This is a genomic window from Streptomyces sp. NPDC002671, from assembly GCF_053592475.1.
Map to the genome: position 1 here is coordinate 156,190 of NZ_JBSFVU010000021.1, position 16,057 is coordinate 172,246.

At 72.5% G+C, this 16,057-nt stretch carries 18 protein-coding genes, 1 tRNA gene and 1 pseudogene; 12 read left to right on the forward strand and 8 right to left on the reverse strand.

Annotation, left to right across the window (positions count from 1 at the left end; all coding sequences use genetic code 11):
* Positions 1–52: 52 nt before the first annotated feature.
* From ACWD35_RS29740 to ACWD35_RS29780, 9 genes are all read left to right on the forward strand, one after another.
* A complete protein-coding gene (locus ACWD35_RS29740; RefSeq protein WP_451354404.1) occupies positions 53–487 on the forward strand; it encodes a roadblock/LC7 domain-containing protein in 435 nt (144 codons plus the stop codon).
* Complete coding sequence (locus ACWD35_RS29745; protein WP_451354405.1) at positions 484–861, forward strand: DUF742 domain-containing protein; 378 nt, start codon at positions 484–486, stop codon at positions 859–861. The genes ACWD35_RS29740 and ACWD35_RS29745 overlap by 4 nt, the downstream gene beginning before the upstream one ends.
* On the forward strand, positions 839–1,438 hold the full coding sequence (locus ACWD35_RS29750) for a GTP-binding protein (RefSeq protein ID WP_451354406.1): 600 nt from the start codon (positions 839–841) through the stop codon (positions 1,436–1,438). The genes ACWD35_RS29745 and ACWD35_RS29750 overlap by 23 nt, the downstream gene beginning before the upstream one ends.
* A gap of 109 nt (positions 1,439–1,547) precedes the next feature.
* Positions 1,548–2,120 carry a GAF domain-containing protein gene (locus ACWD35_RS29755; protein WP_451354407.1) on the forward strand — a complete coding sequence of 191 codons (573 nt, stop codon included), beginning with the start codon at positions 1,548–1,550 and terminating at the stop codon, positions 2,118–2,120.
* A 188-nt stretch (positions 2,121–2,308) separates the two neighbouring features.
* Positions 2,309–3,337 carry an L-threonine 3-dehydrogenase gene (gene tdh / locus ACWD35_RS29760; RefSeq protein WP_451354408.1) on the forward strand — a complete coding sequence of 343 codons (1,029 nt, stop codon included), beginning with the start codon at positions 2,309–2,311 and terminating at the stop codon, positions 3,335–3,337.
* A gap of 75 nt (positions 3,338–3,412) precedes the next feature.
* Entirely contained in the window at positions 3,413–4,612 is a 1,200-nt protein-coding gene (locus ACWD35_RS29765) for a glycine C-acetyltransferase (protein WP_451354409.1), read from the forward strand.
* A 30-nt stretch (positions 4,613–4,642) separates the two neighbouring features.
* A complete protein-coding gene (locus ACWD35_RS29770; RefSeq protein WP_451354410.1) occupies positions 4,643–5,545 on the forward strand; it encodes a LysR family transcriptional regulator in 903 nt (300 codons plus the stop codon).
* A 30-nt stretch (positions 5,546–5,575) separates the two neighbouring features.
* The gene (locus tag ACWD35_RS29775; protein WP_451354411.1) at positions 5,576–5,935 is read left to right on the forward strand and encodes an MmcQ/YjbR family DNA-binding protein; all 360 of its coding nucleotides are present in this window, start codon (positions 5,576–5,578) and stop codon (positions 5,933–5,935) included.
* Positions 5,936–6,013: 78 nt separating this feature from the next.
* Positions 6,014–6,087: transfer RNA gene (locus ACWD35_RS29780), tRNA-Pro, on the forward strand.
* Positions 6,088–6,153: 66 nt separating this feature from the next.
* Here the strand turns inward: ACWD35_RS29780 and ACWD35_RS29785 are convergent.
* The 7 genes and pseudogenes from ACWD35_RS29785 to ACWD35_RS29815 all read right to left on the reverse strand — a co-directional run bounded on the left by ACWD35_RS29785 (position 6,154) and on the right by ACWD35_RS29815 (position 12,428).
* Positions 6,154–6,948: a COG4705 family protein gene (locus ACWD35_RS29785; protein ID WP_451354412.1), complete on the reverse strand. Its 795-nt coding sequence runs from the start codon at positions 6,946–6,948 to the stop codon at positions 6,154–6,156.
* A gap of 191 nt (positions 6,949–7,139) precedes the next feature.
* Positions 7,140–7,667, reverse strand: a complete 528-nt coding sequence (locus ACWD35_RS29790) for an NUDIX hydrolase family protein (RefSeq protein ID WP_451354429.1) — start codon at positions 7,665–7,667, stop codon at positions 7,140–7,142.
* Positions 7,668–7,709: 42 nt separating this feature from the next.
* Positions 7,710–8,861, reverse strand: a complete 1,152-nt coding sequence (locus ACWD35_RS29795; protein ID WP_451354413.1) for an amidohydrolase family protein — start codon at positions 8,859–8,861, stop codon at positions 7,710–7,712.
* A 2-nt stretch (positions 8,862–8,863) separates the two neighbouring features.
* Positions 8,864–10,267 carry a glutamine synthetase gene (locus ACWD35_RS29800; protein ID WP_451354414.1) on the reverse strand — a complete coding sequence of 468 codons (1,404 nt, stop codon included), beginning with the start codon at positions 10,265–10,267 and terminating at the stop codon, positions 8,864–8,866.
* 63 nt (positions 10,268–10,330) lie between these two features.
* Positions 10,331–11,140: an SAM-dependent methyltransferase gene (locus tag ACWD35_RS29805; RefSeq protein ID WP_451354415.1), complete on the reverse strand. Its 810-nt coding sequence runs from the start codon at positions 11,138–11,140 to the stop codon at positions 10,331–10,333.
* A gap of 198 nt (positions 11,141–11,338) precedes the next feature.
* Positions 11,339–11,551 (reverse strand): annotated as a pseudogene (locus tag ACWD35_RS29810) (SAM-dependent methyltransferase); the annotation flags it as partial.
* Positions 11,552–11,618: 67 nt separating this feature from the next.
* Complete coding sequence (locus tag ACWD35_RS29815) at positions 11,619–12,428, reverse strand: alpha/beta hydrolase (RefSeq protein ID WP_451354416.1); 810 nt, start codon at positions 12,426–12,428, stop codon at positions 11,619–11,621.
* Positions 12,429–12,638: 210 nt separating this feature from the next.
* Between ACWD35_RS29815 and ACWD35_RS29820 the strand changes: the two genes are divergently transcribed.
* On the forward strand, positions 12,639–13,826 hold the full coding sequence (locus tag ACWD35_RS29820; RefSeq protein ID WP_451354417.1) for a thiolase family protein: 1,188 nt from the start codon (positions 12,639–12,641) through the stop codon (positions 13,824–13,826).
* A 117-nt stretch (positions 13,827–13,943) separates the two neighbouring features.
* Positions 13,944–14,717, forward strand: a complete 774-nt coding sequence (locus ACWD35_RS29825; RefSeq protein WP_451354418.1) for a sulfite exporter TauE/SafE family protein — start codon at positions 13,944–13,946, stop codon at positions 14,715–14,717.
* Here the strand turns inward: ACWD35_RS29825 and ACWD35_RS29830 are convergent.
* A complete protein-coding gene (locus ACWD35_RS29830) occupies positions 14,714–15,517 on the reverse strand; it encodes an HAD-IIA family hydrolase (protein ID WP_451354419.1) in 804 nt (267 codons plus the stop codon). The genes ACWD35_RS29825 and ACWD35_RS29830 overlap by 4 nt on opposite strands.
* Positions 15,518–15,578: 61 nt before the next feature.
* Here ACWD35_RS29830 and ACWD35_RS29835 point away from each other — a divergent pair.
* Positions 15,579–16,057: precorrin-6A/cobalt-precorrin-6A reductase (locus ACWD35_RS29835; protein WP_451354420.1), on the forward strand; the 479-nt coding region annotated here is incomplete at its 3' end.

The following is a 16,057-nucleotide window of genomic DNA, read 5'->3' on the forward strand; positions in this document are numbered from 1 at the left end:
CCCCGTCCCCCGCGCTCCGGCAGACCTTCGTACCCCAAGGAGTCGATCCACCATGGCGAGCGATGCGCCGACCACCCACGCATCCGACCTCGACTGGCTGCTGAGCGGCCTCGTGCAGCGGGTACCGCACACCAGCAGCGCGGTTCTCCTGTCCTGCGACGGACTGGTGAAGTCCGTACACGGACTCGATCCCGACAGCGCCGACCACATGGCGGCCCTGGCCTCCGGCCTGTACTCCCTCGGCCGCAGCGCGGGCGTCCGGTTCGGCGACGGCGGGGACGTACGGCAGGTCGTCGTCGAACTCGACTCGACGCTGCTGTTCGTCACCACCGCCGGCTCGGGCACCTGCCTCGCCGTCCTCGCCGGCCGCGAGGCCGACGCGGCCGTCCTCGGCTACGAGATGGCGATGCTCGTCAAGAGCGTCCGCCCCTACCTGATGACCGCGCCCCGGCAGCACGCCGTCGAACCCACGGCGATGAGGCCTTGAGGGCCGCCGCAGCCGGCGACGGGCCCTGGCTGGACGACGCCGCCGGCCGCCTGGTGCGCCCGTTCACGGTCAGCAACGGCCGTACCGAGCCCAGCATCGCCCTCGACCTGATGTCCCAGGTGATGGCCACCGGCGTCACCCCGCTCGGCTACCTCGGCCCCGAGCACGTCCAGGCACTCGACCTGTGCCGGGCGCCCGTCTCGGTCGCTGAGGCCGCCGCGCAGCTCAAACTGCCGGCGGTGGTCACCAAGGTGCTGCTCTCGGACCTCGTCGACTGCGGGGCGCTCACCACCAAGCCGCCCGCGTACCACCACAACCCGACTGACCGGTCCCTGCTGGAGGCAGTGCTCGATGGACTACGACGACAGCTCTGACCCGTTCCCCACCGCGCTCAAGATTCTCGTGGCGGGCGGGTTCGGGGTCGGTAAGACGACCTTCGTGGGCGCGGTCAGCGAGATCGCCCCGCTGAGCACGGAGGAGCTGCTCACCACGGTCAGCGCGGCGACGGACAGTCTCGACGGCATCGAGAACAAGGTCGAGACGACGGTGGCCATGGACTTCGGCCGGATCACCCTCGATCCGCAACACGTGCTGTACCTGTTCGGCACGCCCGGCCAGGAGCGGTTCTGGTTCATGTGGGACGAGCTGTCCGAGGGCGCGCTCGGCGCGGTGATCCTCGCCGACACCCGGCGCCTGGCGGACTGCTTCGCCGCCGTGGACTTCTTCGAGGAGCGCGGCCTCGCCTTCGTCATCGCCGTCAACGAGTTCGATGGCGCCCACCGTTACGACCCCGACGAGGTGCGTGCCGCCATCGACCTCGACCCGGAGGTCCCGGTCGTCCACTGTGACGCGCGCATCTCCAGCTCCGGCGTGCAGACCCTGCTCACCCTCGTCCATCACCTCCTCGCCCACACCCCTGAGCCCGCGCCCAGCCATGGCGCCCACATGTGATCCGGCCACACTGCCCACGGAGCCGCCCTATGAGAAACGTCCACAGCGACGGAACATGGCCAGACAGAGCACGACCAGACAGCGGACCAGGGCCAGACGGAGTACGGCCATGAGCTACGAGCCGCCCCGGCCGGTCAGGGGTCTGCTGCTCACCCCCGAGGACAAGGAAGCCCCCGCCCGCGTCCACCGGCTGCGCCGACTCGGCCTGGTGGACCGGCCCGAACCCGCGCTCGACGCCTTCGCCGACCACCTCGCCCGGCTGGTCGGAGCGCCGTACGGAATGGTCAACTTCATCGGCGAGGAACACCAGTTCTTCGCGGGCCTCGTCACCCCCGCCACCCCGGCCGTCCGGGCGGACGGCAGCAGCGCCGAGGTGGGCCGGGTCCTCCCGCGCGCGCATGGGTTCTGCCCCCATGTGGTGGTCCGCCGCAAGGCCTTGGTGCTGGAGGACGTCCGTGACTACCCGAGGTTCGCCGGGAATCCGGTCGTGGACGACTACGGCATCCACGCGTACCTGGGTGCCCCGCTCATCGACAGCTCCGGCATGGCGCTCGGCACCGTGTGTGTGGCCGACAGGGCGCCCAGGGCGTGGGGGAGGAACGTCCTGGACACCGTCAAGACACTCGCTGCCGATCTCGTCGTACGACTCGAACGAAGCGCCGAGGGCGGGCTGCCCCTGTGAATCGAAGGGCGGCCTGCTGCCTGGGGAAACGGGAGGCGTGAAGGAAAGCTGAGGCGACGGTTAAGAAAAGCTCGATGGATTCCGGCCCGCGCATACGGCAGATTGCGTAGTGATTCCACTCCTCTTCCCCGGTGCGGGCTGCTTCGCCATGCCCGCGTCCCGGGACCTCACCCACAGGAGCCGTAGCGTTGAAGGCGCTGGTCAAGGAGAAGGCGGAGCCAGGGCTCTGGCTCACGGACGTCCCGGAGCCCGAGATCGGTCCCGGCGATGTGCTGATCAAGGTCATGCGGACCGGTATCTGCGGCACCGACCTGCACATCCGTGCCTGGGACGGCTGGGCCCAGCAGGCGATCCGCACCCCGCTCGTGGTGGGCCACGAGTTCGTCGGGCAGGTCGTCGAGGTCGGGCGTGACGTCACGGAGATCCGGATCGGCGACCGGGTCAGCGGCGAGGGCCACCTGGTGTGCGGCAAGTGCCGCAACTGCCTGGCCGGCCGCCGTCATCTGTGCCGGGCCACCATCGGCCTCGGCGTCGGCCGCGACGGCGCCTTCGCGGAGTACGTCGCGCTGCCCGCGTCCAACGTCTGGGTGCACCGCGTCCCCGTCGACCTCGACGTCGCCGCGATCTTCGACCCGTTCGGCAACGCCGTGCACACCGCGCTGTCCTTCCCGCTGGTCGGCGAGGACGTCCTGATCACCGGCGCGGGCCCCATCGGCCTGATGGCCGCCGCCGTGGCCCGGCACGCGGGCGCCCGTAACGTCGTCATCACCGACGTCAGCGAGGAGCGCCTGGACCTGGCCCGCAAGATCGGCGTGAGCCTCGCCCTGAACGTCTCGCGGACCTCGATCGCCGACGGACAGCGGGAGCTGGGCCTGCGCGAGGGCTTCGACATCGGCCTGGAGATGTCCGGCCGGCCCGAGGCCATGCGCGACATGATCGCCAACATGACGCACGGCGGCCGGATCGCCATGCTCGGCCTGCCGGCCGAGGAGTTCGCGGTCGACTGGGCCAGCGTCGTCACCTCGATGATCACCATCAAGGGCATCTACGGCCGCGAGATGTTCGAGACCTGGTACGCCATGTCGGTGCTGCTGGAGGGCGGCCTCGACCTCGCCCCCGTGATCACCGGCCGCTACGACTACCGCGACTACGAGGCGGCCTTCGCCGACGCCGCCAGCGGCAAGGGCGGCAAGGTCATCCTCGACTGGACCGTCTGATCTTCAGGCTCGGTTCGCCTCCGGGGCGCACAAGCCCCTCCGGTCCACTCGCCCCCGTACTTGATGGAGCCCCTCATGTTCGCCTCTGTCCGTGACGACCTGCGCGTCACCCTCGACGAGATCCGCGCCGCCGGACTGCACAAGCCCGAGCGCGTCATCGACACCCCGCAGTCCGCGACCGTCAACGTCACCGCCGGCGGCCGTCCCGGCGAGGTCCTCAACTTCTGCGCCAACAACTACCTCGGCCTCGCCGACCACCCCGAGGTGATCGCCGCCGCCCACGAGGCCCTGGACCGCTGGGGCTACGGCATGGCCTCCGTGCGCTTCATCTGCGGCACCCAGGAGGTGCACAAGGAGCTGGAGTCCCGCCTCGCGGCCTTCCTCGGCCAGGAGGACACGATCCTGTACTCCTCCTGCTTCGACGCCAACGGCGGTGTCTTCGAGACGCTGCTCGGCGAGGAGGACGCGGTGATCTCCGACGCCCTCAACCACGCCTCCATCATCGACGGCATCCGCCTGTCCAAGGCCCGCCGCTTCCGCTACGCCAACCGCGACATGGCGGACCTGGAGGCCAAGCTCAAGGAGGCGACGGAGGGCGGCGTCCGGCGCAAGCTGATCGTCACCGACGGCGTCTTCTCCATGGACGGCTACGTCGCCCCGCTCGCCGAGATCTGCGACCTCGCCGACCGCTACGACGCCATGGTCATGGTCGACGACTCGCACGCCGTAGGCTTCGTCGGCCCCACCGGCCGCGGCACCCCCGAGCTGCACGGCGTGATGGACCGCGTCGACATCATCACCGGCACCCTCGGCAAGGCCCTCGGCGGCGCCTCCGGCGGCTACGTGGCCGCCCGCGCCGAGATCGTCGCGCTGCTGCGCCAGCGCTCGCGGCCGTACCTCTTCTCGAACACGCTCGCCCCGGTCATCGCGGCGGCCTCGCTCAAGGTCCTCGACCTGCTGGAGGCGGCCGACGACCTGCGCGTGCGCCTGAACGAGAACACCGCCCTGTTCCGCCGCCGGATGACCGACGAGGGCTTCGACATCCTCCCCGGTGACCACGCCATCGCGCCCGTCATGATCGGCGACGCGGCGAAGGCGGCCCGCATGGCCGAGCTGCTGCTGGAGCGGGGCGTCTACGTGATCGGCTTCTCCTACCCGGTCGTCCCGCAGGGCCAGGCCCGCATCCGCGTCCAGCTGTCCGCCGCGCACTCGACGGACGACGTCAACCGTGCCGTGGACGCCTTCGTCGCGGCCCGCGCCGAGCTGGAGGGCTGACCAACCCGTCCGGCTTGCGATAATTCACCCATGATCGAAGCGCGGCGGCTCCACATCCTCCGTGCGGTGGCCGACCACCGTACGGTGACCGCGGCTGCTGCCGCGCTCTATCTCACCCCCTCGGCCGTCTCGCAGCAGCTGACGGCCCTGGAGCAGGAGACCGGCCACCGCCTGGTCGAGCGCGGCGCCAAGGGCGTCCGGCTCACCCCGGCCGGCGAGATCCTGCTCAGCCACACCAACGCGGTCCTCGCCCAGCTGGAGCGCGCGGAGGCGGAGCTGGCCGCGTACGGCTCGGGGGAGGCGGGCACGGTCACCGTGGCGGCCTTCGCGACCGGCATCGCCCAGGTGGTGGCCCCGGCCGTGGCCCGGCTCGCCGCCATCTCGCCCGGCATACGTATCCGGGTACGGGACGCCGAGGGCGACGCCAGCCTGCCGATGGTCCTGGACCGGCAGGTGGACGTGGCCGTGGCCGTCGAGTACCGGGGCGCACCGTCCGCCGACGACCCCCGGCTCACCCACGTCCCGCTGTACGCCGAACCCTTCGACGCGGTCGTCCCGGTCGGCCACCGCCTCGCGGACGCCCCCGAAGTGCCGCTCGCCGAGCTGGCGAAGGACCCCTGGATCGGCCCGTACCCGGGCAACCCGTGCCACGACGTGGTCGTCCTCGCCTGCGAGAACGCCGGCTTCCAGCCCAGCCTCGAACACTCCTCCGACGACTTCCGTGCCGTCATCGCCCTGGCCTCCGCCGACGCGGGCGTGGCCCTCGTGCCCCGCTCCGCGCTGCGCGGCGTGGACCTCACGGGCGTGGTCGTCCGCCCGGTCGACGGCGTGGCCCCCACCCGCCGCGTCTTCGCGGCCGTCCGGCGCGGAGCCGAGGGGCATCCGCTGATCCGCCCGGTGCTGGAGGCCCTGGGCCAGGCCGCCCAGGGCTGACTGTCAGTGGCACGGGTTACGGTGCGTGGCATGCCGGACGCAGAAGACGTACGCCGTATCGCCCTGTCCCTGCCGGACACCACGGAGAAGATCGCCTGGAGCATGCCCACGTTCCGGGTGGCGGGGAAGATGTTCGCCACCCTGCCCGAGGACGAGACGTCCATCGCCGTGCGCTGCCCGAAGGAGGAGCGCAACGAACTGGTCATGGCCGAGCCGGAGAAGTTCTGGATCGCCGACCACGAGGCCCAGTTCGCCTGGGTGCGAGCCCGGCTCGCCGCGCTGGAGGACGAGGACGAGCTGCGGGACATCCTCGTCGACTCCTGGCGCCAGGCGGCCCCGCCGCGGCTCCTGGACGCCCACCCCGAGCTGGGTCTGCCGGGCGGGCGATAAGGGGGCGTGACCACCGACCCGAGTGCGGTATTGTTTCCCTGCGCGTTTCGACCGGGGAAACCCCAGGTCAAACGGCAACGGGACGTGGCGCAGCTTGGTAGCGCACTTGACTGGGGGTCAAGGGGTCGCAGGTTCAAATCCTGTCGTCCCGACTGGAGTTTTTTCTCCGTCGTTGCAGATGAGGGCCCTGTTTCACTGTGGTGAGGCAGGGCCCTCGATCATGCCGCCTCGGTGTCCCGGCGTGACGCCGTCAGGTACGCGACGAAGCCCAGGATCGCCACCGTCCAGGACAGGGTGACCGGGCCGAGCCCCCACCCCAGGCCGCCGCGGGAGCCGGGCAGGGCCATCCAGTCGGCGATCGAGGCGCCGAGCGGGCGGGTGATGACGTACGCCGTCCAGAACGCGGCCACCGCGCCGAGGGCGCCCGCCCGGTGGGCGAGGGCCGGGACGCAGATCGCCGCCGCGAACAGGACGACCGAGCCCAGATAGCCCAGGCCGGCGGTCGCGGTGAGGTCGCCCGCCGCGGTGCCGAGCGCGAAGGTGGCGAGCACGGCCGCCCAGTAGAAGACCTCGCGGCGGCGGGTGCGGATGCTGTGGATCGACAGGGTCCGCTCGCTGGCGTACCAGAGGGCGAAGACGGCCGCCAGGGCGGTCATGAAGAGCGGGGTGGAGAGGGCGTAGGGGACGCCCAGGCCCACGTGGAGCACGTCGGCGGCCATCGTGCCGAACACGCTGACCATGACGATCGCCGTCCAGTAGATCCAGGCGACGTACCGGCGCACGGCGAACTGGAGCACCAGCGAGGCCGTGAAGGCGACGGCGCCGAGACCGACCGCCGGGACCGGGCCGAACAGGTGGGCCAGGAAGTCCGACGCGGTCTCGCCCATGCCGGTGGTGAGGACCTTGATGATCCAGAAGTAGACGGTGACCTCCGGTACCTTGTTCGCGCTCTCGCGGGCGCGGACGCGGGCATGGCCGCGGGGCCGTCGGTCGAGGACGTGCTCTGTGCTCATGAGTCGCACCCTCGCACGGCCAACTGTCCTTTCCCCAGCCCCCTTTGCCATTGCTTTGGGGCCTCTGGTGCAGGTGTTGCCCGAGCCCTCCGCGAGCCTGACCGCAACCTGAACGCTTCCCGGAAACCCCTGGTCAGCGCCGCGGAAGGGCTGGTACCAAGATCAGTTGACCGGTGGCGGGGGCGCGGGTGTCAGGAGAGCGCGCCGACGTGCGCGAGGGCCTGCTTCAGCAGCACCCCGTGCCCGCCTGGCATCTCGCTCTGCAGCGCCGCCGAGGCGGCCTCCTGCGGGCTGAACCACACCAGGTCCAGCGCGTCCTGCCGGGGCCGGCAGTCGCCGGTCACCGGCACGACGTAGGCGAGGGACACCGCGTGCTGGCGCGGGTCGTGGTAGGGCGTGATGCCCGCCGTCGGGAAGTACTCCGCGACGGTGAAGGGCTGCAGGGAGGCCGGGATGCGCGGCAGGGCGACCGGGCCGAGGTCCTTCTCCAGGTGGCGCAGCAGCGCGTCGCGGACCCGCTCGTGGTGCAGGACGCGGCCGGAGACCAGGGTCCGGCTGACCGTTCCGTCCGGGCCGATGCGCAACAGCAGCCCGATGCTGGTGACTTCGCCGCTGTCGTCCACGCGCACGGGCACGGCCTCGACGTACAGGATCGGCATGTGGGCCCTGGCCATTTCCAGCTCGTCGGTGGTCAGCCAGCCGGGCGTGGTTTCGGTCATGTCAGACATTGCTTGATCATACTTTCCGGGTGGGGCGTCCGCTCAGTGACGGGCCGAATCGGATAGGGGTGGTCCGTAGAGCCGGCGGGCGTTGTCGCCGCCCGCCCAGACCGCGATGCGCAGGGCGTCGGGCAGGCTCAACTCGTCGGCGTCCACCCGGGCTTGGAGCAGTCCGGCCAGTCCCTGCCGGAAGGACAGTGCACCCAGGTGGTGGAATTCGGCCACGCCACAGGCGTCGGAGCTGTACAGCAGCTTGCGGTACGGGGTGATTTCCAGCGCCTCCTCCAGCACCGCTCGCGCGCGGGCCGGGCCGGTGTAGTGCAGGGCCAGCCCGACGTCCAGGTACACCTGCTCGAACACCGCGGCCAGATAGGCGGCCTGACGCTGGTACGGCCAGCAGTGCAGCAGCAGGACCGGGATCGTGCCCGCGGTCAGGTGCAGCCAGTCGGTCAGCAGCGCGGGGTCGGCGCGGTGCAGCCGTACGTCGGCGTCGCCGAAGCCGGTGTGCAGTTGCAGGGGCAGGCCGAGGTCGACGGCGGTCCACAGCAGGTGCCGTACCAGCACCGGGTCGGTCAGCCGGCTCCCGTGCGCGAGCCACCGCCGAGCCGCCTCGGTCACCTCGGCCTCCGTGGGGCGGGCCGGGTCCAGGACGAAGCCGGTGCGGTAGGCGGCGACCGACTTCACGGCCACCACGCCCGGCCGCCGTACGGCCTGCTCGGCGGCGGCCCGGAACACCGCCGGGTACTCGCCCGCCTCCACACCCCGCGCGAGCACCGCCTCCGCGACCTGTTCCAGCCGGACGACCTCGTAGGCGGCGGCCCCGGCGGCCCGGGCCAGTTCGGCGGGGGAGGTGAACGGGAGCGGGGCGTAGCCGGTGTCCACGCAGAAGACTTCCGTGCCGGACGCCGTCAGGAAGCGCCGGTTGACCTCCTGCCAGCCGAGCGCGGCGCGCCGGGCCAGATAGTCGGCGGGCGGCGCGTGCCGGGGGAGGTCCAGCAGGGGTGCGCAGTGCCGGCGTACGGCCGTGCCGACCGGGCTGTCGAAGGGCGAGATCCCGGGCCAGGCCGCGCCCTCGGTGATCAGCGACTCGAACTGGTCGGGGTCGAGATCGGCGGTGACGGCGCCGTGGCAGTGGTGGTCCACCAGCGGCAGCGCGGCGAGGGCCTCGTGGACCGGTCCCGGTGCGGCGGCCATGGTCAGTACACCCAGCGGTAGGCCGCCGCCACCTGCGCGTCGTCGAGGCCCGCCACCGCGGCGGCCTCCCCGAGCCGTACGGCGCTCACCGCGTCCGCCAGGACCGGGCCCAGCGCGGCCCGCAGCACCTGGTCGGCGCGGAACTCCCGGGCGGCCTCCGGCAACGACACCGGCAGCCGCCGCACCCCGAGGGCCGCCGCCTCCTCGGGGCCGAGGCGGGCCGGGTCCCCGGTGATCTCCTTGGGCAGCGGCAGCGCCGCCGTCAGCCCGTCGAGTCCCGCGGCGATGACGCAGCCGAGCGCCAGGTACGGGTTGGCGGCCAGGTCGACCGGCTTGATCTCCATGTTGGCCTCCCGGTCCTGGCGGCCCGCCGAACCGGTCACCATCCGCAGCGCGGCCTCGCGGGTCTCCCGGCCCCAGGCGGTGAACACCCCCGCCCACTGCGAGGGCTTGAGCCGCAGATAGCTGGCCGGGCTCGGCGCGGTGACCGCGGTCAGGGCGGGCAGATGCGCGAGCACGCCGGCCACGAAGGACTCCGCCTCGGCCGTCATGCCGTACCGGCCCGGGCCGCCGGCGTGCAGGTTGACCCCGGCGCGCCGGCAGGACAGGTGCAGATGGCCGCCGTTGCCGACGCCCTCGGCGGACACGGCGGGCGCGAAGGACACCCGCAGGCCGTGCCGCTGGGCGACCGCCCGGATCGTCTGGCGCACCAGCACGCTCAGGTCGGCCGCCGCCACCGGGTCCAGCGCGCCCACCGAGATCTCGAACTGCCCCGCCGCGTACTCGGGATGGATCTGGCGGACGTCCACGCCCTGCTCCGCGCACGCGGCCAGCAGGTCGGCGGTCAGGTCGCTCAGCTCGACCTGCCGGGTCGCGCCGTACGCCGGTCCCGAGCAGGCCGGGACGAACTCCCCGGCGGGCGCCGAGCCGAGCCCGAGCACCCATTCGACCTCGATGGCCGCCTCGAAGGAGAGGCCGTGCCGCTCGGCGGCGTCCGTGACCATCCGGCGCAGAAAGGTCCGGGCGCAGCCGGGGTGCCGCTCGCCCTCCTGGGTGATCCGGTCGACGGGCGCCCAGGCCCAGCCGGGCTGGGCCGCGAGGACCACCAGCCGGTCGAGGTCGGGATAGAGCCGCAGGTCTCCGTCCGGGGAGCCGAGGACGTCGGTGGTGACGATGGAGTCGTCGGCGAGGAACGTGTCGAACACCGGCGACATCCCGACACCCCAGGAGACCGCCGCCTCCAGCCGCGCCGTCGGGATCGTCTTCACCCGGCCGACGCCCGCGGTGTCCACGTACGCGAGCACGATCCCGCGGACGCCGCGCGCGGCGAGACCGGCGCTGAGCGCGGCGACCCGGCCGAGGTCGCCGGGGCGCCCGCCGGGTACGGGGTCGGCAAGGGTGGTCATACGTCCTCCTCGACGGGCCCCCGGCGGCCGAGGGCCCTCCTCGACGGCCGGGGGCGGGCGGGGTCAGGGTTTCACGGCCACCGCGCCGAACTGCGGTACCGCCGCCGCGTCGGACTCCGCGCGCCACTGCGAGCACGGCACCAGGCCCGGCTCGACCAGGTCGAGCCCGTCCAGGAACGAGGCGATCTCGTCCCGGCTGCGGGCGCAGATCGGCGGCGTCGCGTGGGCGTTCCAGAACTCCATCGCCGCGATGTTGCCCTCGCCGCCGACGTCGGCGTCGTAGGTGGGGTGGGTGAGCGCCAGGTGGCTGCCGGAGGGCACCGCCGCCATGAGCCGCCGCACGATGTCCCGGGCTTCGTCCGTGTCGAGGACGAAGTTGAGGATGCCGAGCATCATCACGCCGACCGGCCGGGTCAGGTTCAGGGTGTCCGCGGCGCGCAGCACGATGGTGTCCGGGTCGCGCACGTCGGCGTCGACGTAGTCGGTCACGCCCTCGGGGGAGCTGGTGAGCAGCGAACGGGCGTGGACGAGCACGATCGGGTCGTTGTCGACGTACACGATCCGTGACTCGGGGGCGATGCGCTGCGCTATCTCGTGCGTGTTGTCGACCGTCGGCAGACCCGTGCCGATGTCGAGGAACTGCCGGATCCCCTGGTCGGCGGCCAGGTACCGCACCGCCCGCCGCAGGAATTCCCGGTCCGCGCGGGCCACCGCCCGGATCACCGGGAACATCCCGGCGACGTGCTCGCCGACCTGCTGGTCGACCTCGTAGTTGTCCTTGCCGCCGATCCAGTAGTTCCACACCCGCGCGTTGTGTGCCACGGAGGTGTCCAGCCTCGCCGAGGCATCCGCCGGGGGTTGGCTCTCGCTCACGTCGCCGCCCTTCTCGTGTGGGTGCTCCGCAGTGCGGTGGTCCGCCGTCGTCGTGCCGTCAGGAACACCGGACCCCGTACATGTACCCGCGCCTCACCCGTATCTCTCCCCGACCGGAAGAAGGACATGCCCGCCCACCAGGGTCACGCCGCCCGCCCGGTACGCCGCGACGCCCTTGGCCACCTTCTAGGGCTCCAGGTCGGCCGTCATGCCGCTGCCGACGTCCAGGAACTGGCGGATGCCCCGCCCCGCGGCCATCACGCGGGTGGCCCGGCGCATGAAGGCACGGTTGGCGCGCGCCTGTCGTACGACGTCCTGGTCGATCTCCGCTATCTGGCGGCCGAGTTGCTCGTCGACGGGGTAGTTGTCCTTGCCGCCGAGGAACCAGTCGTAATCCCGGGGCGCACGGGGAGCAGTGTGGCATGGTCACGCGGCCCGGCCCGGGCGGGATTCGGCCACCCCGCTCCCGCGTGCCCGGTCAACGCGGAAGTGCCGCGTCCAGGAAGCGGATCAGCTCCGCGAAGACCGCCGCCCGGTCCGTCTCGTGGAACACCTCGTGCCGGGCCCCGGTGAAGATCCGCTCGGTCAGCCGGCCGCCGCTCAGCCGCTCCACGCCGATCCGGCTCCCGGGCAGCGGCACCAGCCGGTCGTCGTCCCCGTGCAGCCACAGCACCGGCAGTGCGCCCACGTCACCGCCCTTGTCGACGGTCTCCAGAGTGCGGGCGAACGCCTCCAGCGTCGGCCGCTTCATCGGCCCGTGCCAGACCAGCGGATCGGCGGCGTACGCGGCGCCCACCGCCGGGTCGCGGGAGAGTGCGGCCGGGCTGATCGGGATGTCCGGGATCTCGTCCAGGGCGAGCAGTCGGCCGGGCAGCTCCCAGGCGCCGATCACCGGGCCGGAGAGCACCAGCGCGGTCAGCTCGTCGCCGTACCGCTGGGCGTAGCGCGACGCGATCAGGCCGCCCATCGAGTGGCCGACCATGACGAGCGGCAGGCCGGGGTGGGCAGCGCGGGCCAGGTCGGCCACGCGGTGGACGTCCGTGACGACGTCCTCGAAGTCCTCGATCACCACCCGTTCGCCGGCCGACTTCCCGTGCCCCGTGTGATCGGGCGCGTACACGGCGGCCCCGTGCCCGGTGAGGACGGCGGCCGGCCCGTCGTACCGGCCCGCGTGCTCGCCGTAACCGTGCACCAGCAGGGCCAGGTAGCGGGGGCCGGCGTGCGGCCACTCCCGGACGGCGATCGCCCCCCGGGTGCCGTCGAGGGTGTGCTCGCGGATCTCGGCCATGTCTCCTCCGGCTGCCTCGGCGTGTCTGGGTGAACGTCGGGGAAGATCTTCCCAGGGAGCGGGTGGGCGGTCTATAGTCCAAAACTAGCAGTGCTAATTAATTCGGTCCCGTGCGACCGTGGTCCAAGACAACCCGGTCCGCGTCCACCGAGGTCCGTGTCCACTGAGGTCTGTGCTGATCCACAGCGTCGTAGGTCAGGAGTCCAAGCCGTGCGTCCCGTCCACTTCGCAGCCGCCCGCCGCACGCCCATCGGCAAGCTGCGCGGAGCCCTGTCCACCGTGCGTCCCGACGATCTGGCGGCCACCGTGGTCCGCCACCTGGTCGCCGACGTGCCCGCGCTCGACCCCGCCCGGATCGACGACGTCTACTGGGGCGCGGCCAACCAGGCCGGCGAGGACAACCGCAACGTCGCCCGCATGGCAGCCCTGCTCGCCGGACTGCCCGAGTCCGTGCCCGGCGCCACCGTCAACCGGCTGTGCGCCTCCGGCCTGGAGGCGGTCACGACCGCGGCCCGTACGATCGCGGCGGGCGAGGCCGACATCGTCATCGCGGGCGGCTCGGAGTCGATGAGCCGCGCCCCCTTCGTGCTGCCCCGCCCCGACGAGGCCCTGCCCCACCGCATCGAGACGTACGACACCCGCCTCGGCTGGCGCCTGGTCAACCCGGCCATGAAGGAGCTGCACGGCCTGCTGTCCATGGGCGAGACCGCCGAGGAGGTCGCCGAGCGCTACGGCATCTCCCGCGACCGGCAGGACGAGTTCGCCCTGCGCAGCCACCAACTGGCCGCCGCAGCGCGCAAGAACGGCCACTTCGACGACGAAATCCTGCCCGTGGAGCGGGCGGACGGCGTCGTGGTCGAGCAGGACGAGTGCGTCCGCGAGGACACCTCGCTGGAGAAACTGGCCCGCCTCAAGCCGGTGTTCCGCGCCGACGGCACGGTCACCGCGGGCAACGCCTCGCCGATGAACGACGGCGCCGCCGGGCTGCTGCTGGTCAGCGAGGAGGCGCTGAACGAGCTGGGCCTCGAATCCCTCGGCCGGTACGTCGCCGGCGCCTCGGCTGGCGTGCACCCGGACGTGATGGGCATCGGCCCGGTGCCTGCGACCCGCAAGGCGCTGGCCCGCGCCGGCTGGACGACCGGCGACCTCCAGGAGGCCGAGTTCAACGAGGCGTTCGCCGCGCAGGCACTGGCGTGCGTCGACCAGCTGGGCATCGACCCCGAGCTGGTGAACCCCTACGGCGGCGCGATCGCCCTGGGTCACCCGCTCGGCTGCTCCGGCGCCCGCATCCTCACCACGCTGCTGCACCGCATGCGCCGCACCGGCGCGGAGCGGGGGCTGGCGACGATGTGCGTGGGCGTGGGGCAGGGGAGCGCGATGCTGGTCGAGCGGCACTAGCCGTACGCCGGCGGGGGCTCCCCGCAAGGGGAGCCAGGGCTCTTTCCGGCGCCTGCGGCCACCAGGCGGGACGCGGCTCATGCGGGCGGGATACGTGCGCATAGCATCGGTGTCCGCATGAACACGATGACGCTCTGGCACATAACCGGCTGGGAGTTCGCCGCCCTAGCCTTCGCGGCCCTGCTCGTGGGCTTCTCCAAGTCCGCGGTGAGCGGGGCCAACACGGTCAGCCTCGCGATCTTCGCGGCCGTGCTGCCCGCCCGCGCCTCGACCGGGGTGCTGCTGCCGGTCCTGATCGCCGGCGACGTGCTCGCCGTCCTCACCTACCGGCGGCACGCCCACTGGCCCACGCTGTGGCGGCTGTTCCCGGCGGTGGCGGCCGGCGTGGTGGCCGGCACGCTGTTCCTGATGTGGGCGGACGACGGGGTCGTACGGACCTCGATCGGTGCGATCCTGCTGCTGATGGCCGGGGTCACGCTGTGGCGGCGGCGCCGGGCGGAGGCGGGGGAGGAGCCGGACGCGGTGACGACCCGGGCGGGCCGGGTGAGGGCCCGTTCGTACGGCGTCCTCGGCGGCTTCACGACGATGGTCGCCAACGCGGGCGGGCCGGTGATGTCGATGTATCTCCTTTCGGCGGGCTTCCGGAAGCTCGGCTTCCTCGGTACGTCGGCGTTCTTCTTCCTCATCGTGAACGTGTCCAAGGTGCCCTTCAGCGTCGGCCTCGGACTGATCGACGGCCGCTCCTTGCTCCTTGACGCCGCGCTCGCCGTGTTCGTCGTGCCCGGGGCGTTGTTCGGCAAATGGGCTGTGAGCCGGATCAACCAGCGGCTGTTCGAGCAGATCGTGATCGCGGCGACGATCGTGGGCGGCGTACAACTGCTCCTGACCTAGACGGCTTCCAGCCCCAGCAGCGCGGGCAGATCCGCGAACGAGTCCACGACACGGTCGGGCGTACCGCTGGCGCTCTCCTCGGTCTCCCGCTGGTACTTCCCCGTCCTGACCAGCACCCCCGTGATCCCGGCGCGCTGCGCCGCGAGGACGTCCGACTCGATGTCGTCGCCCACCATCAGCGCCCGGTCCGCGCCCACCCCCAGCCGGGCCAGCGCCGCTCCGAAGAACGCCGGGGACGGCTTGCCCGTGACCTCCGCCTCGACGCGCGCGGCCCGCTCCAGCCCGAGCAGGAAGGCCCCCGAGTCCAGCTGCAGCCCGGCGTCGGTCCGCCAGTACAGGCTGCGGTGCATGGCGACCAGCCGCGCCCCCTGCTGGAGGTACCCGAAGGCCCGGTTGAGCGCCGCGTAGCCGAACTCGGGCCCGGCGCCGCCGAGCACGACCACGTCTACTTCCACGTCCATGTCCGGACGCTCCTCGTCGACCAGGGTGACGCCGGCGAGGTCCTCCGCAATGTCCCCGCTGTTCAGGAGGGCGCAGCGGGCGCCCGGAAAGTGCGCGGCGAGGTGGGCTGCGGTGGCCGCGGGCGCCGTGAGCACGTCCTCGGCGCTCACCTCGAACCCGGCCCCCGACAGGGTCGCGGCGATCGACGCCCGCGTACGGGACGTCGTGTTGGTCACCAGAGCCACACCGAGCCCGGCCGCGCGGATCGCGCGCAGCGCCTCCACCGCACCCGGCAGCGGCTTCCAGGACATGGTGAGGACACCGTCGATGTCGATGAGCACGGCACGCACGGACTCCATGCCCCAGACCGTAGCGACCCGGGCTCCGGAACGGCCGGTACGACCTCGTACGCTCACCCTCATGCCCGTGCACGTCCTGATCCTCGGCGGCACCACCGAGGCGCGCCGCCTCGCCGCCGGCCTCGCCGCCCGTCCCGGCGTCCGGGTCACCACCTCGCTGGCGGGCCGCGTGGCCCGGCCGGGGGCGCTCGCGGGCGAGGTCCGCACCGGCGGCTTCGGCGGCGCGGAGGGCCTGGCGGACTGGCTGCGCGAGCACCGGGTGGACGCTCTGGTCGACGCCACCCACCCGTTCGCCGCGTCGATCACGGCGAACGCGGCCCTCGCGGCGACGGCCACCGGAGTCCCCGCGGTCGTCCTGCGCCGCCCCGGCTGGCAGCCGGGCCCCGGCGACCGCTGGCACGAGGCCGGCTCCCTGGACGACGCCGCCGCGCTGCTGCCCCGCCTGGGCGCCCGGGTGTTCCTCACCACCGGCCGCCTCGGCCTCGCGTCCTTCGCCCACCTGACGGACCTGCACTTCGTCGTCCGCTCGGTGGACCCGCC

Excerpts from the sequence above, each read along its gene's own strand:
- ACWD35_RS29740 (WP_451354404.1), top strand. The coding sequence starts at position 53 with ATGGCGAGCGATGCGCCGACCACCCACGCATCCGACCTCGACTGGCTG.
- ACWD35_RS29750 (WP_451354406.1), top strand. The coding sequence starts at position 839 with ATGGACTACGACGACAGCTCTGACCCGTTCCCCACCGCGCTCAAGATT.
- ACWD35_RS29755 (WP_451354407.1), top strand. The coding sequence starts at position 1,548 with ATGAGCTACGAGCCGCCCCGGCCGGTCAGGGGTCTGCTGCTCACCCCC.
- ACWD35_RS29765 (WP_451354409.1), top strand. The coding sequence starts at position 3,413 with ATGTTCGCCTCTGTCCGTGACGACCTGCGCGTCACCCTCGACGAGATC.
- ACWD35_RS29770 (WP_451354410.1), top strand. The coding sequence starts at position 4,643 with ATGATCGAAGCGCGGCGGCTCCACATCCTCCGTGCGGTGGCCGACCAC.
- ACWD35_RS29775 (WP_451354411.1), top strand. The coding sequence starts at position 5,576 with ATGCCGGACGCAGAAGACGTACGCCGTATCGCCCTGTCCCTGCCGGAC.
- ACWD35_RS29785 (WP_451354412.1), bottom strand. The coding sequence starts at position 6,948 with ATGAGCACAGAGCACGTCCTCGACCGACGGCCCCGCGGCCATGCCCGC.
- ACWD35_RS29790 (WP_451354429.1), bottom strand. The coding sequence starts at position 7,667 with ATGACCGAAACCACGCCCGGCTGGCTGACCACCGACGAGCTGGAAATG.
- ACWD35_RS29795 (WP_451354413.1), bottom strand. The coding sequence starts at position 8,861 with ATGGCCGCCGCACCGGGACCGGTCCACGAGGCCCTCGCCGCGCTGCCG.
- ACWD35_RS29800 (WP_451354414.1), bottom strand. The coding sequence starts at position 10,267 with ATGACCACCCTTGCCGACCCCGTACCCGGCGGGCGCCCCGGCGACCTC.
- ACWD35_RS29815 (WP_451354416.1), bottom strand. The coding sequence starts at position 12,428 with ATGGCCGAGATCCGCGAGCACACCCTCGACGGCACCCGGGGGGCGATC.
- ACWD35_RS29825 (WP_451354418.1), top strand. The coding sequence starts at position 13,944 with ATGAACACGATGACGCTCTGGCACATAACCGGCTGGGAGTTCGCCGCC.
- ACWD35_RS29830 (WP_451354419.1), bottom strand. The coding sequence starts at position 15,517 with ATGGAGTCCGTGCGTGCCGTGCTCATCGACATCGACGGTGTCCTCACC.